This window comes from Vreelandella sp. 162(4c), assembly GCF_058152265.1.
Map to the genome: position 1 here is coordinate 1,300,598 of NZ_CM176981.1, position 14,146 is coordinate 1,314,743.

Genomic DNA, 14,146 nt, shown 5'->3' on the forward strand with positions numbered 1-14,146 from the left:
TACGTTATTTCAAAACATTGTTATTTCAAAAAACTGTTGTTTCAAAACAACGTTCAAAAGGACACTGGTATGCAACATGATGCTCTCTATTACCCCAGCGCCTCGCGCCGGATGGCAACGTTCGGTAAACGTGGCATGGTCGCCACCTCACAACCGTTAGCAGCGCAGGTAGGTATTAGCATTTTGCAGCAAGGTGGTAATGCGATTGATGCAGCCATTGCCACGGCAGCCGCATTAACGGTGGTGGAGCCCACCTCGAATGGGATCGGCAGCGACGCTTTTGCCATTGTGTGGGTCGATGGCAAACTGCATGGGCTTAACGCCAGCGGCCCTGCTCCACAAGCGGCAACCATTGAAGCGCTAAAAGCCCTCAGCCATGACACGATGCCCAACCACGGCATGCTCCCGGTAACGGTACCCGGCGCACCCGCTGCCTGGGCGGCGCTATCTGAGCGCTTCGGCAAACTTCCGTTCGCAGAGTTGCTGGCGCCTGCGATTGCACTGGCCGATGAAGGATTCCCGGTTTCTCCCGTCATTCATCAAATGTGGAAAGAAGCTTTCAACACCTACTCGGCTTACGATGAGGCTTCCTTCAAACCCTGGTTTGATACGTTTGCTCCCAAAGGGCGTGCGCCGGAGCCCGGTGAACTGTGGCGCTCCGAAGGCCATGCTAAAAGTCTAAAAGCGATTGCTGACAGCCGCGCCAAAGCATTCTATGAGGGCGAACTGGCCGAGGCCATTGATGCCTTTTCCCGCGAACACGGTGGCCTATTACGCAAAGAAGACCTAGCGGCTTACCAGCCAAAGTGGGTAGACCCTATTAGCGTGCGCTACAAAGGCCACGATATTTGGGAAATTCCCCCTAACGGCAGCGGCATAATTGTCCTGCAAGCGCTGGGCATGCTTGAACATTTAGGCGATGAAGGCCGCGACCCCGTCGAAACCCTGCACCGTCGTATTGAGGCCACCAAGCTGGCTTACGTCGATGGCTTCGCGCATGTGACCGACCTTGATGCTATGCGACCCACCATTGATCAGATGTTGAACGACGACTATTTGAAGTCGCGGGCAGCGATGATTGGCGAGCAAGCCGTCGACCCTATACACGGCAATCCGATCAAGGGCGGCACAGTGTATCTCGCTACGGCTGACAACGATGGCAATATGGTGTCGCTGATTCAAAGCAACTTCAAAGGCTTTGGTTCTGGCATGGTGGTACCGGGCACCGGCATTAGCCTGCAAAACCGTGGCTGGTCGTTCTCCCTCGACCCGCAGCACCCCAACGCACTAGCCCCTGGCAAGCGCACCTACCACACCATCATCCCAGGCTTTATCACCAAAGATAACCAAGCCGTTGGGCCGTTCGGTGTGATGGGTGGCTATATGCAGCCCCAGGGCCATGTGCAGGTGGTAACGGCGATGCTTGAGGATCAACTGAATCCTCAGGCGGCGCTCGATATGCCGCGTTGGAAATGGACCAAAGGCAAAACCATCGAAGTTGAAGCCGACTTCCCCAATCACTTAGCGCTTGCCCTGGCACGCCGCGGCCACGACATCGTTAAAGTCGCCGATTCAATCAGCTTTGGCCGTGGCCAAATCATTCTGCGCGATCCTGACACCGGCGTACTCCAAGGAGGCACCGAGCCACGCACCGATGGGGCTGTGCTCCCCTGGTAATATCTCACCACTAAACTGGGTCTCCGCCGTGTTGCCGTTGAAGGCAACCGGCGGCTGAGCTGGCTATCCACGCTCAACCACCGCATCATGGCACTCTTTTTTTCGTCGGTACTTTTTGCCAGCCTAACTATGTCTCCACCACCTTCTGAATCGACTTCCTCACCACTAAGCGGCTTTTTTGGCGTATTTCGCTATAGCCGACGTGCACTTGGCTTAGTCTGGGAAACCTCTCGCTGGATGATGCTTGGGCTGGCGCTGTGCACGCTGGTCGCAGGGGTTCTGCCTGCCGTGGCGGCCTGGGTGGGTCAATTGATTGTGGATGGGGTGGTAAGTGCCATGGAGGCCCATCAAGCAGCCACTGATCCCAATCTACTAGCGTCCATCACACCGGTGCTAACGCTGGTGGGGATCGAAGCCGTGATTATTGCGCTCATTGCCCTGGCCCAGCGCGGCCTCTCAGCCCAACAGTCACTGCTGCGTGCGCTGCTGGGGCAGAAGGTCAATGTGATGATTCTGGAGAAAGCGGGACAACTGTCACTTAGCCAGTTTGAAGATTCAGAGCTTTACGACCAGCTCACGCGAGCGCGCCGTGAAGCATCTACGCGCCCGCTTGCACTGGTGAATAAAACCTTTGGGCTGCTGCAAAACGCTATCTCGCTGGGTAGCTTCGGCGTGCTACTGGTGCAGTTCTCCCCTTGGGCGCTGCTGATTTTGGTGGCAGGCGCCCTACCGGTATTTATCTCAGAGGCCAAATTCTCGGGCGATGCTTTCAGGCTGTTTCGCTGGCGCTCGCCGCAAACCCGTATGCAGATCTATTTAGAGACGGTGCTTGCAAGGGAAGACAGCATTAAAGAGGTCAAACTGTTTGGCCTTGAAGGGCTGTTTCTCAAGCGCTATCGCGACATTTTTACCAAATTGTTTGCTGAGGATCGCCGCCTAACTTTGCGTCGTGAAAGCTGGGGGTTTCTGCTCGGCCTGCTTGGCACCTTAACCTTTTACGCCGCCTACGCCTGGGTGGTGATTGAAACGATTGCCGGGGCGCTTACCCTGGGCCAGATGACCATGTACCTGATGGTCTTCAAGCAGGGGCAGGCCGCGCTCTCCGCAAGCCTCACCGCCATCAGTGGCATGTATGAAGATAACCTCTATCTCTCCAATCTTTATGAGTATCTTGAGCAGCCGGTAGAAGGCGAGAACGGTACACTAACCCAAGGTGCACTGCCCGGCGACGGGCTGCGCTTTGAGCACGTTAGCTTCTCCTACCCTGGCGGCGACTCTGTTCTCCAAGATCCGGTTCTTCACGATATCTCACTGCACCTCTGCCCTGGGCAGAGCCTGGCTTTGGTAGGCGAAAACGGCTCGGGTAAGACGACCCTTATCAAGCTGCTCACGCGGCTCTACCACCCAACCCAAGGCCGAATTCTGTTAGATGGTAGCGACCTGCGGGATTGGAGTACCCAAGCACTACGTGAACGCACCGGGGTGATTTTTCAGGATTTCGTGCGCTATCAGTTGCAGGTGGGCGAAAACCTTGGTGTCGGCGATACGCATGCCTTTAACGACCAAGAAAGGTGGCAGAACGCCGCTCGTCACGGTATGGCGGATGAGTTTATTACCCGCATGGCCAACGGCTACAAAACCCAGCTTGGCCGCTGGTTTAAAAATGGCCAAGAGCTCTCTGGTGGCCAGTGGCAGAAAATTGCCCTCTCCCGAGCGTATATGCGCGAAAACGCGGACATTTTGGTACTGGATGAACCTACCGCTGCCATGGATGCTGCCGCAGAAGCCGAAATATTCGCCCGCTTTCGCGAGCACAGCCGCGATAAAATGGCGATATTGATCTCTCACCGTTTTTCCACAGTACGCAGCGCTGATCTCATTCTGGTTATTGATCAAGGGCATATCGTTGAACGCGGCACCCATGAAGAACTCCTGGCCACTGCAGGCCGCTATGCGAAACTATTTCAACTCCAGGCAGCGGGTTATAAATAGCCACTAAAATATTAATAATTCTCATTATAATTATGTTTAAACTCTTACCACGCTAATTAAAACCTCGAACGTGAACAAACGTCACAAGCGTTACAAATCTGTCGACCGTTCTAACGCTTTAAAGGTAATGTGCTCTCATGGTTTGACACTACAGGAGTGGCACATATGAACCGTCTTCATCAGATAAGAGTTAAGTATGCTCTTGCCTTTATCAGCGTTGCGTTAGCACTACTGGTTATTGTGGTAGCCGATGCACTGCTGGTTAATATGGTAAAAAGCCGTTTAGATACGTTTATCACCAACTATATTCCGGCGACTTCAGCCACACTCAACGGCGACCGAGACCTTTATCAAGCACGCGTTGCTGAGATTGAGTATCTGTTATCTGACCCCAGCTCCGAGCGAGCAACAGCGTTAATCGCCGAGTTTGAAGAGAATGCTCAGCAGGCTTATGACCGCATGGAGCTCTACGCCGAACTAATGCAGAACTACCCAGAGCTAACCAAGCAACTAGCTAACTTTGAAACGCTGTATAGCGATTGGAAACAAGAGGCAACACGTGTTTTTGAGCTGCACCAAAGCGGCAATACCGCAGCAGCATTAACGATGCTATCCGGTTCATCATTAGACGACTTTAATGCACTGCGTGATATATATGATGTATCGGGAATAAATATTGAGACAGCCACTTATCAAGCAGAAGCAGCGGTGGTTGATAGAATCCAAGTGCAGCAAACATCCACTATTATTGTTGCTTTAATCATCTTTATTGCTGCAACGCTTATTGCGCTACTGGGGCCGCTAATGATGTCTCGGGCTATCCGTCAAATTAGTGGACGTATTAAAGAGATTACCGAAGGCGATGGCGATTTAACCGCGCGGATTGAGAGTCAACGCCGTGATGAAATTGGTGAATTGGCACAACAGTTCAATGCCTTTATTAAACGCATTGACGATACGCTTCAGTCAGTTAGCAGCAGTACCGTTAGCCTGCAGCATGCATCTACTGAAATTGCCAAAGGCAGTCAGGAGCTTGCGGCACGTACTGAGCAAGCTGCTGCGAATTTACAGCAAACCTCTGCTTCGATGGAGCAAATCGCAGCAGTGGTCAACAACGCCTCTGATTCTGCCCAGCAGGCTGACCAGTTGGCGCTTTCAACCCGGGATCTCGCTCAACAGGGTTTGCACTCCATGCACAGTGTTGAGCAGACAATGGATACGATTAACGACTCTTCCTCTGAAATCAGCAGCATCGTCAACCTTATTGATAGCATCGCTTTTCAAACCAATATCCTGGCGCTGAATGCGTCTGTAGAGGCCGCCCGCGCAGGCGAGCATGGCCGTGGCTTTGCGGTAGTTGCCCAAGAGGTACGTATATTGGCCAGCCGCTCAAGTGATGCATCCAAAAACATTGCCACTCTGATCAATACGTCGTTAAACCGCACAAAGGTGGGCGTTGACCAAGTGAAACAAACCGGCGTCACCATGCAGGAGATGGTAAAAAGCATCGAGCGTGTGGCGGACGTGATTGCTGAGATCAGTGCTGGTGCTAAAGAACAGAGTGTAGGTATCGGTCAAGTAAATGACGCAGTCAACGAGCTGGATAGCATGACCCAGCACAATGCCTCCATGGTAGAAGAGTCCAGCGCTGCGGCGGCGGAACTAAGAGAACAAGCCGACCGACTGGGCGTGCTAGTGGGAGGCTTCAAGCTCAGCAATGCTAACGCGCAACCAGCTCTTGGCAAAGCAGCGCTCACCTCGACAGCACACAGACCTGCGACTACGCCTATAGCTCAACGACATTTGGGGAGCTCCCCTCAACCCGAGTGGGAATCGTTCTAAGCAGCCAGTACCTTTACCTTCCTTGGGCTTTCATAGGCCCAAGGAATTTAACCAATTAGTTTTAAGCATTTTCCTTTCGAACTACCGCGCCACCCGAAAACACATAGCTAAGAGTATGGGGTCATCTAAGGAACCACTATGCTGTCTAATGCTTTAATTATTGATGATGACTGTAACGTTCAACTCTTGGGCAGAATGCTATTACGCCAGCACGGTTATCAGGTGGTGACGGCGAGCAGTTTTGGCGAGCTGGTGCGCCAACCCGACCTACTCAATGTCGAGCTGATCTTGCTTGATCTCGGGCTAGGTGAATTTACGAGCCTTGATATTCTGGAATATCTGTATGATTTACGCTTAAACGCTTCAATTTTATTAATTAGCAGTTGTACGGAAGAAACTGCCGCGCATGCGCTTGCAGCAGGTGAAACAAAAGGCTTGCAAATGTTAGGTTTCCTATCTAAATCCAAGCTGCTCACCGGCCTAACGACATTTCTGGGGCCCTTAAAAAAAGCGCCCAAAGCGCCTACAGGCGATGAATTGGCGAAGGCCATTCGTGAACAACAGCTTTTTCTAGCTTTTCAACCCCAAATAAGCCTGCAACAAGGCACTCAACAAGGGCAGGTTATTGGCGTTGAAGCGCTGGTACGCTGGCAAGACCCTCAACGCGGCGTGCTATACCCCGACAGTTTTATACCTCTAGCAGAGCAAAACGACCTGATGCTTCCACTCACTTGGTACGTTATTGAGCTTGCCATGAAGCAGCAAGCCCAATGGCTGTCACAAGAGTGGGACTTAAACGTCTCGATAAATATACCGGCGGCCTTTATTCAGGCAGAAGGCGTACTCGACGCGTTTGATCAACTCACCCAAGCGCATCATGCTGTGCTTAGCAAGATCACCCTGGAACTCACCGAAACAGCGGGGGTTGAGTGCTTGGGCTACGCTTGCTACGTGCTCAAAGCTTTGCGACAACGGGGCTGCAAACTGGCGTTAGATGATTTTGGTACCGGCCACTCTTCGCTGACACAGCTCTATCGGTTGCCTTTCAGCGAGCTCAAAATTGACCGTAGCTTTGTCTCACTGATCGATCAGGACAAAGAAGCACTGGTGATAACAGAGTCGATTGTCGACTTAGGCAAACGCCTGGGACTGACTGTTGTCGCCGAAGGTATCGAAACGTCGGCACAGCTCACTCGGCTTGTTGAAGCCGGGTGCACTGTTGGACAAGGCTACTGTATTGCACACCCGTTAACCGCCGACGCTTTCAACACCTGGTTACGCGAGTACTCACCGTCCACATCAAACGAGCATGCTTTCTTGCTCCAAAGCCAGCTTAGTAGTGGCCTCAAGAGCAACTAAACGCTCCAGATAGATCATCAATTCGCTTAATGGGGCTTCTAGCGCTGCTTGCTCCAATTGGCTTGCTTGCTCAGCAATCGCAGCACAGCCTAGAGAGGAAGCGGCGCCCTTTAGTGAATGGGCTTCTTGGCACAAGGCTTGTCGATCCTCTGACTGCCAGTAGGCATTCAAGCGGGCGATACGTTCACCAAGCCGTGTTAAAAACGTGCTCAGCAGCGCATCCAGTGCCTTGGGTTCAAAGGTACTTTGCAGCTCTTCGCAAAGACGCTTATCCAGCACTTGAACTGCCCCAGCGCTATCCGCCCAGCGATTCAGGTTTTTTAGCAGGAGCAGCAGCGTGAATGCTGACAGAGCCAACGCTTTCGTCGTTTGAGAGATAGCGACAGATCACCTGATGCAACTCATCGCGGGTAAAAGGCTTATGGATCATATCGTCCATACCGCTTTGCATGCAGCGCTCACGATGCTCAGGCATCACATTGGCGGTCATCGCCACTATGGGCAGCTTAGGCAGTTGATGCACAGCTTCATAATCGCGCCAGCGTTGAGTGGTTTCCGTGCCATCCAGCTTGGGCATCTGCATATCCATTAACACCAAATCAAATCGACCATGGTCAGCTTTCAACTGATCGAGTGCCTCCTGGCCGTTCTCTGCAACCGATACCTGCTGGCCAAGGCGCTCAAGCATGACGCGTGCCACCGTTTGATTTAGCGGATTATCTTCTACCACCAAGATATGGTGATGAGAGGTCATTGCTGGCGGGTGTTCACCGCTTTGATAAATGGCCAAAGGTTCGGTTTCCGGCAGGCTGACCGTGAACCAGAATCGACTGCCGAGCCCCTGCTGGCTGTTAACACCTATCTCGCCCTGCATGGCATCGACCAAGCGCTTACAAATTGCGAGCCCAAGCCCTGTGCCTTCGTGACGACGCGCCATTGAGGTATCCACTTGCGAGAACGCCGAGAACAGCTGCGTTTGATCCGCTTCCGTGATACCACAGCCAGTATCGTGCACCTCCACTAAAATATTATCGTCTCCAAGAGGTTTTACCTGGCACTTAACGAACCCCTCTTCAGTGAACTTCAAGGCATTATTGATTAAGTTCATCATGACTTGGCGTAGCCGCGCGATGTCTCCCAACACATAGCGGGGCAGTGCCGGGTCGATAGCGTAACTAAAGGTGACCTTGGCCTTCGGTTCGCGAAGAGTGTAGCTTTCACAGAGCTGGTCGATGCATTGGTGAAGATCAAACGGCTGGATATCCAGGTCGAGGCGTCCCGACTCAATTTTGGTGTAGTCGAGAATATCGTTGATCACCGCGCGTAGGCTCTCTGCACTGCGCTTAAGTGCCGCTAGATAAGTCTTCGCACTTGTTGTTTTAACCTCCTCGCTTAACAAATCCGCCATACCTACGACGCCATTTAACGGGGTTCTAATTTCATGGCTCATCACCGCCATGAACTCAGATTTTGCCAGGCTCGCTTTCTCTGCTTGCTTGGCGGCCTCGTTCAGCTCTTTACCCTTGGCTTCTAATGCTTGTGCCTTGTGATCACTTGAACGGCTTTCCAGAATCAGCGCGCGAACCAGCATGCCACCTGAAAACATTAACAGGACAATAAGCAACAGCACCAATCCGTAGAGACGCGTCAATGCGCGGTGTTCTTCACTATGTAGATGTGAAACATGGGCGTTGGTTTCGATCAGAATGTTACCGGTGAGTTGCTGTAGCTCAGCCGTTTGCTGCAGCAGGGTGGCCGTTAACTCGCTATTTAACTGGGTAGGGTTGTCCCATACTGTTTCGAGTAGGGTTTCCATCTCTAAAATGCGGATGTGAGTTTGCTGAATGATCGCTTCAATATCCTCAAGTTTCGCCACCATTCTTCCTATTTCACCTTGAAAAAAAAGTGATTGTCGGCTAAAGAGAATCTCAAAACGCAGCAACACATCATCAACCGTAGCGTTCCCTGCACTCGTTTCGAATAGCGAGAGGCGCAATTCGCGCACCTCTCGATCAAACTGATACCCGGCCCATAATAAGTTTTCGAGCAGGCGATTCTCCAACGCATGCTGACGATTATAAATAATCCCACCGGTAGTTAGCGCTGAAAGAAAAAAAAGGATCGCTGAGAATGTAGCGACCCTGGTGCTGCGGGAAAAATAGAACTTCAATAAGGCCAGCATGGCAATTGTCCGATTATTTTATTCAACGTCGATGCGCGCCACCTGCCACACAGAGCGCGAAAATATCTCTTCATCTAGCAGCTCGGGGTGCTGATCAAAGGGATAAATGACAAATAGCGGCCCCTGATCGCGAATTCGCAGCGCTTTGCCGTTTGCCTGCATAGCCAGAATGACATCGTAATTCTCAAAATCGCTGATAGGCACTGTCGCGGCGTACTCATTCAACGCTACTACACGAATATCCTCCCCCTCAGCATCAACGGCTTCCAGAATAGTTCGCACCAAGGGGCCAGAGAAGCGCATCACACCGTCGTGCCAGGGTGTACGGGTAATCGTTTCGTGCTGCCTTAAGCTTTCTAACATCGCTTTATCAAAATGGGCTTCGTTACCCACATTAGTCTGCCCCACCTTTCCACTCACTACCAATATCACTGGGCCTTCAGGTACTTCCAAGGCAATAGCCTGGGATGACAGCAAGGCTATACACAACGCGACGATGCCCTCCCTGAATTTAAGAACCAAAGAACGACGCATTGAGCTGCACCTCGGTATTAGCGATTAATAGTGCAATGAGTATATATCGGCAGTCTGCGGATAAACTGTGAACCTTTGTGTCAACGCATCATCATCCACTAAACTTAACGTATGAGTTTGCCGCTTCTACGGGTGTAACATTTATAAGACGATAATACGGGAAACCACCATGCATATTGGCGTACTTGAAGATGACCTCGACCAACAGGCCTTTATTGAGCAGTGCCTACTAACGGCAGAACACCAAGTCTCGCTGTTTAGTCGCTCTAGCGAGCTTCGCCGGGCGACGCAGCAGCACACCTTTGACCTGCTCATTATCGATTGGCGCCTGCCCGACAGCGACGGCATGGATGTGGTTGCTCATCTTCGCCAGCACGACAGCTGGCATGGGCCAATCCTGTTTATTACCGCCAGCCAGGGCGAAGACGATGTTGTTAAAGCCCTGGAGCGAGGCGCCGATGATTTTCTCGCCAAGCCCCTTCGCCCCAGTGAGCTGATTGCCAGAGTGAGTGCGTTAGGTAGACGCTCTGGCTATGCCACATCGCGCCCTGCACCGGCCTGTCCCGAGATATTTACCCTGCATACCGATGAGCACTACATCAGCGTGGCGGGCGACGCCATTGATCTAACCGAACGTGAATACCGGTTAGCCACGCTGTTTTTCTCTAAAATGGGTGAGCTAATTACCCGTGCGCACTTACTAGAGCTGGTGTGGGGCATTAAAGGGGATATTTCGACGCGTACCGTTGACACCCACGTAAGCCGCCTACGCCGCAAGCTGGAACTGGATGGTCGGCATGGCCTGCGTCTACGTAGCGTTTACCAATCGGGGTATCGCATGGAAACTTGCCAGCCCCCCCACCTTGAACAAGTCGCTAAATAGATTGACGCTCATATAAGCATCGGTTAAAACATAAGAGCTCCCCTTTAAGGGGCAGTTCTTTTTTATTAACGAAACTTTTTCAGAGACCTTCTCATGCGCTGGCAAATCCCCGCGACACGAATGAATAAGCTGCATCGCATTATTAATAATGCGGTATCAGCTTATTATTGTCGCGCGCCAGAGATGTAAAGAGGAAATTGGCCGCGGCAAGTGTCGCGGCCATGTTGTTTTATCGTTACCTTTGAGACTCCCTGATCGCGATGTTGCCCGGCCTCCTAACCCAGGAGACCGACCCCATGGCAATCGCAACCATTACCCGCAAACTACTCAGCGCTTTCACCCACTATCGTACCCAGCGGCGCTTTTACGAAGACCCGCGCTTTCATGACCCGCACCTGTTAAAAGATATCGGTTTACGCTGGGAGCAGGGCCAGCTGGTATCCATTCATGGTGTAGAGGAACCAAGTCAGCGCAACCAACGCCATCAGGCTGAAACCCGCGATGCCTACGAAAAATGTCCACACTGTGGGAGTAGGTTGGCATAGCCAACGCCCCGGTCACAGGAAGTGGCCGGGGCGTTTTCAGTGGCGTGCCACGCCTGGCGCGCAATAAAAAAGCCGATCCATTGGATCGGCCAAGCTGATGGGATATTGCACAGCATGGGGAATACTGTGCAGAGATGCCTGGGGAAGGCATCGCCAAAACGCCGGGTTAGGCGGCTTGGCGATGCCCTCCCAAAGAGTTGCGTCCTTTCCGAGAGTAGCTGCCTTTACCTTTTTTCGGGGCTTGCTGCTGCATTTTAAACATCGGCGTTCGCAGCTGCGCTTTTAACGCGTTGTCTTTTATCTTGCGCTGTTTCATCGTTTTCTCCATTCTTTTAAAGATGCCTGCCTGGGCAGGCACCTACTACGACACATACTATTAATTGAAGTTCATCGTTTAGCGTTTCAAGCCCTGGTTATTCATTCCTCTTACTCATCCCAGAGCGGCGCTATTTCAGGGTTGGCGATACGCTCTTTACGATCCAACTTGGCGATTTCCGTCATCTCGCTGTCGCTCAAGACTAAGTCAAAGGCGGCAATGTTGCTTTGAATATTTCGCGCCTTGGTCGATGAAGGAATCGTAATCATATTGCGCTGTTTTACCCAAGCAAGGGCAATTTGCGCAGGCGTGGCGTTATGCGCGTCGGCGATCTGCTTAAGGGTTGGGTCATCCATGACTTTACCCACGGCCAGGGGCATAAAGGCAGTAATTTGAATGCCATGCTGCTCGCAGTGATCGACCAGTTTACGGTTCTGTAAGAAAGGATGAACCTCGATCTGATTGGTGAGAATTTCACCTTTACCCAGAATGCTAACCGCTTCGTCCACCTGTGCGATGGTAAAGTTGGAAATGCCGATATTGCGCGCCTTACCCTCGGCTTTGACCTCTTTAAGCGCCGTCAGGTAATCGACCATCGGCACTTCATCCTCTGGGGACGGCCAGTGGATCAGCAGCAGGTCAACATAATCGGTGCCTAATTTCTGCAGGCTTTCGTCCACGCTGGCTTTAAGCGTTGTGGGCTCAAGATTATCGAACCACACCTTGGTGGTTAGGAAAATATCGCTGTGTGGCACGCTGCTGTCGCGAATCGCCTCCCCTACCCCTTTTTCATTGCCATAAAACTGTGCTGTGTCGATGTGCCGATACCCGGCCTCAAGCGCTGCGTGGATACTCTGCTTGAGCGTATCGCCTTCCAGGCGAAAAGTACCAAAACCAGGGTTGGGTATCACCGTCTGCATCATTAACGTCCTTTTCTATTGATAGCGTGTTAACTAACATGGGGTGGTCACTGCCCCACTTCAACCCCCTTGTTTGTTATCTCTTGATCAGCCTCGGTGCTTATCAACGCACTAGCAGGAGGATAACTACTACCACCAAGATCAGCGATACGCCCTTCCAGAACAGCACCGGATCACGTTCCAGCAGCGGTAACTGGGCGCGCTTCAGCATGTCTGGGCTTGGCGAGCGTAGCTCGAAGATAAACTCCGAAAGCGCCGGAAAGCGTTTGTGGGGAGTGGGATGTAATGCCTTTTTGAGCACCTCATCCACCCAGGCGGGCAGTTCACGGTTCTCGCTAAGCGCCGATTGGTAGGCAAGCTTATGCTGCGCTGCCCGAGTGCGAGTTTTGGCCACCTCGGTGCCATAGGGCAGCGTGCCGGTTAGCATCTGATAGGTAATCACTGCCAGTGAGTACTGATCCGAACGGGGCGTGCCTCCTTCACCCAGAAAATACTCCGGCGCGGTGTACTGGGCAGTGCCTAGAATATCGTCGCTAGCCGACCCGACCTCTTCGGCAAGACCCGCCACCTTGGCAGCACCAAAATCGATCAGCTTCACCGTGCCGTGGCTATCGATCATGACGTTATCGGGGCGTAAATCTTGATGCAGCATTTCCAGGCGATGAAAGGCGCGTAGCCCCTTGGCAATCTGCTCGACGATGGGGCGTACGCTGGCTAATTCGGCGTTGGGGTGGTCGCGCATCCACTGGGTCAGGGTTTGCCCTTCGATATACGCCAGCACGGTGTAAAGGTAGCGGCGAGGGCGCTCTTGGGCGGGGGCTTTAAGCACGTGCTGATTATCGATGCGTCGGGCAATCCACTCTTCGCGCACAAACCGCTCGATACTCGCCGAGTCTTGGCTTAGCTCGGTTGAGAGGGTTTTTAGTGCCACCTTCTCGCCACTCGCTACCTCTTCCGCCAGGTAGACATGGCTGCGACTGCTGGCATGCAGTTGACGCACAATGCGGTAGCCGTCCAGCTCGCTTCCTGCGCGCAATTCAGACGGTGACGGCAGTGTGCTCAGCGCCGCGTAGAGTTCATTAGCGTGGCGCTCAGGCAGCGAATCAATGCGCACAATTTGCACGGTGAGGTTGTCATCGCTGCCATGATCGATGGCAGCCGCGATTAGCGCCTCAGCCGCCGCATCGAGATCGCCCCAATGGGCGTGAATCAATGCGGCCATTTCAGCGCCGGTTAGCCACTCATAAACACCGTCGGTAGTGAGTACAAACACATCGCCCACACTCAGCGATACCGAGGAATAATCCAACTCCAGGTGTTGGCTGGCCCCCATGGCACGGCTTAAATGACTAACTTCCCGGGATGCCCAAAAGCGATGATCCTCGGTCAATGGCTCCAGCGTATTGCCGGCGAGCTGATAGATACGGCTATCGCCAACGTGAAACAGGTGCGCAGTGGTGGATTTAATCACCATCGCGCTCAGGGTGCACACATAGCCACGATCCAGGTTATAGCGATACTGGCTCTGCCGGGTTTGGGCGTAAAGCCATGCATTGGTGGCCTGCAGTACCCGCTGGGCGGAGGTTTTAACCGCCCAGGTAGCCGGGGTGGCGTAGTAGTCTGTTAAAAACCCACCCACCGCCGCTTCACTCGCTTCCCGGCTCACTTCGCTGCTGCTGATCCCATCCGCTAACGCAACCGCAATGCCTTTGGTGGCACGCAGGGGATCGCTGGGTAGATAAGCGCCGTAAAAATCCTGATTGCTTGGCTTGCGCCCTTTATCAGAGTGCTGGCCGAGCGAAATGGTCAGCGCTGCCATTATGCTTCCCCTAAAAAAAGCCTCCGCCGGAGCGAAGGCTTGGTTAATGACAAACTCTATTGCAACTTTATCGAGGT

12 protein-coding genes are annotated in these 14,146 nt (G+C 52.7%); 6 read left to right on the plus strand and 6 right to left on the minus strand.

Going from position 1 to position 14,146, the window contains the following annotated elements:
* The first annotated feature begins 69 nt into the window (after positions 1–69).
* The 4 genes from AC4EYZ_RS05930 to AC4EYZ_RS05945 all read left to right on the plus strand — a co-directional run bounded on the left by AC4EYZ_RS05930 (position 70) and on the right by AC4EYZ_RS05945 (position 6,870).
* Positions 70–1,677 carry a gamma-glutamyltransferase family protein gene (locus AC4EYZ_RS05930; protein WP_474191959.1) on the plus strand — a complete coding sequence of 536 codons (1,608 nt, stop codon included), beginning with the start codon at positions 70–72 and terminating at the stop codon, positions 1,675–1,677.
* Positions 1,678–1,806: 129 nt separating this feature from the next.
* A complete protein-coding gene (locus AC4EYZ_RS05935; protein WP_490204281.1) occupies positions 1,807–3,669 on the plus strand; it encodes an ABC transporter ATP-binding protein in 1,863 nt (620 codons plus the stop codon).
* Between the two features lie 165 nt (positions 3,670–3,834).
* On the plus strand, positions 3,835–5,511 hold the full coding sequence (locus AC4EYZ_RS05940; RefSeq protein ID WP_474191957.1) for a methyl-accepting chemotaxis protein: 1,677 nt from the start codon (positions 3,835–3,837) through the stop codon (positions 5,509–5,511).
* A gap of 138 nt (positions 5,512–5,649) precedes the next feature.
* A complete protein-coding gene (locus AC4EYZ_RS05945; protein WP_474191956.1) occupies positions 5,650–6,870 on the plus strand; it encodes an EAL domain-containing protein in 1,221 nt (406 codons plus the stop codon).
* Here AC4EYZ_RS05945 and AC4EYZ_RS05950 read toward each other — a convergent pair.
* From AC4EYZ_RS05950 to AC4EYZ_RS05960, 3 genes are read right to left on the minus strand one after another with little or no spacing between them, the layout of a single operon-like run.
* Positions 6,811–7,227 (minus strand): Hpt domain-containing protein, encoded by a 417-nt coding sequence (locus AC4EYZ_RS05950; RefSeq protein ID WP_490204167.1) that lies wholly within the window; start codon positions 7,225–7,227, stop codon positions 6,811–6,813. The two genes, AC4EYZ_RS05945 and AC4EYZ_RS05950, sit on opposite strands and share 60 nt — an antisense overlap.
* The gene (locus tag AC4EYZ_RS05955) at positions 7,166–9,052 is read right to left on the minus strand and encodes an ATP-binding protein (protein ID WP_474191954.1); all 1,887 of its coding nucleotides are present in this window, start codon (positions 9,050–9,052) and stop codon (positions 7,166–7,168) included. Before AC4EYZ_RS05955 ends, AC4EYZ_RS05950 begins: the two co-directional genes overlap by 62 nt.
* A gap of 18 nt (positions 9,053–9,070) precedes the next feature.
* Positions 9,071–9,586 carry a putative pterin-binding protein gene (locus AC4EYZ_RS05960; protein WP_474191953.1) on the minus strand — a complete coding sequence of 172 codons (516 nt, stop codon included), beginning with the start codon at positions 9,584–9,586 and terminating at the stop codon, positions 9,071–9,073.
* Between the two features lie 169 nt (positions 9,587–9,755).
* Here AC4EYZ_RS05960 and AC4EYZ_RS05965 point away from each other — a divergent pair, with 169 nt between their 5' ends.
* Together AC4EYZ_RS05965 and AC4EYZ_RS05970 are read left to right on the plus strand one after the other, a co-directional pair.
* The gene (locus tag AC4EYZ_RS05965; protein WP_009287164.1) at positions 9,756–10,469 is read left to right on the plus strand and encodes a response regulator transcription factor; all 714 of its coding nucleotides are present in this window, start codon (positions 9,756–9,758) and stop codon (positions 10,467–10,469) included.
* Positions 10,470–10,765: 296 nt separating this feature from the next.
* Positions 10,766–11,014: a hypothetical protein gene (locus tag AC4EYZ_RS05970; RefSeq protein ID WP_008957723.1), complete on the plus strand. Its 249-nt coding sequence runs from the start codon at positions 10,766–10,768 to the stop codon at positions 11,012–11,014.
* Between the two features lie 166 nt (positions 11,015–11,180).
* Here the strand turns inward: AC4EYZ_RS05970 and arfA are convergent, their stop codons facing one another.
* The 3 genes from arfA to AC4EYZ_RS05985 form a co-directional block, all read right to left on the minus strand.
* A complete protein-coding gene (gene arfA / locus AC4EYZ_RS05975; protein ID WP_474191951.1) occupies positions 11,181–11,330 on the minus strand; it encodes an alternative ribosome rescue factor ArfA in 150 nt (49 codons plus the stop codon).
* A gap of 110 nt (positions 11,331–11,440) precedes the next feature.
* Positions 11,441–12,250 (minus strand): 2,5-didehydrogluconate reductase DkgB, encoded by an 810-nt coding sequence (gene dkgB / locus AC4EYZ_RS05980; RefSeq protein WP_474191950.1) that lies wholly within the window; start codon positions 12,248–12,250, stop codon positions 11,441–11,443.
* Positions 12,251–12,353: 103 nt separating this feature from the next.
* The gene (locus tag AC4EYZ_RS05985) at positions 12,354–14,069 is read right to left on the minus strand and encodes a bifunctional protein-serine/threonine kinase/phosphatase (protein ID WP_490204168.1); all 1,716 of its coding nucleotides are present in this window, start codon (positions 14,067–14,069) and stop codon (positions 12,354–12,356) included.
* Between the last annotated feature and the right edge of the window lie 77 nt (positions 14,070–14,146).

Bases quoted from the DNA above. Each gene is read 5' to 3' on its own strand.
- AC4EYZ_RS05940 (WP_474191957.1), top strand. From the start codon at position 3,835: ATGAACCGTCTTCATCAGATAAGAGTTAAGTATGCTCTTGCCTTTATC.
- arfA (WP_474191951.1), bottom strand. From the start codon at position 11,330: ATGAAACAGCGCAAGATAAAAGACAACGCGTTAAAAGCGCAGCTGCGA.
- AC4EYZ_RS05960 (WP_474191953.1), bottom strand. From the start codon at position 9,586: ATGCGTCGTTCTTTGGTTCTTAAATTCAGGGAGGGCATCGTCGCGTTG.
- AC4EYZ_RS05965 (WP_009287164.1), top strand. From the start codon at position 9,756: ATGCATATTGGCGTACTTGAAGATGACCTCGACCAACAGGCCTTTATT.
- dkgB (WP_474191950.1), bottom strand. From the start codon at position 12,250: ATGCAGACGGTGATACCCAACCCTGGTTTTGGTACTTTTCGCCTGGAA.
- AC4EYZ_RS05970 (WP_008957723.1), top strand. From the start codon at position 10,766: ATGGCAATCGCAACCATTACCCGCAAACTACTCAGCGCTTTCACCCAC.
- AC4EYZ_RS05985 (WP_490204168.1), bottom strand. From the start codon at position 14,069: ATGGCAGCGCTGACCATTTCGCTCGGCCAGCACTCTGATAAAGGGCGC.
- AC4EYZ_RS05935 (WP_490204281.1), top strand. From the start codon at position 1,807: ATGTCTCCACCACCTTCTGAATCGACTTCCTCACCACTAAGCGGCTTT.
- AC4EYZ_RS05930 (WP_474191959.1), top strand. From the start codon at position 70: ATGCAACATGATGCTCTCTATTACCCCAGCGCCTCGCGCCGGATGGCA.
- AC4EYZ_RS05955 (WP_474191954.1), bottom strand. From the start codon at position 9,052: ATGCTGGCCTTATTGAAGTTCTATTTTTCCCGCAGCACCAGGGTCGCT.
- AC4EYZ_RS05945 (WP_474191956.1), top strand. From the start codon at position 5,650: ATGCTGTCTAATGCTTTAATTATTGATGATGACTGTAACGTTCAACTC.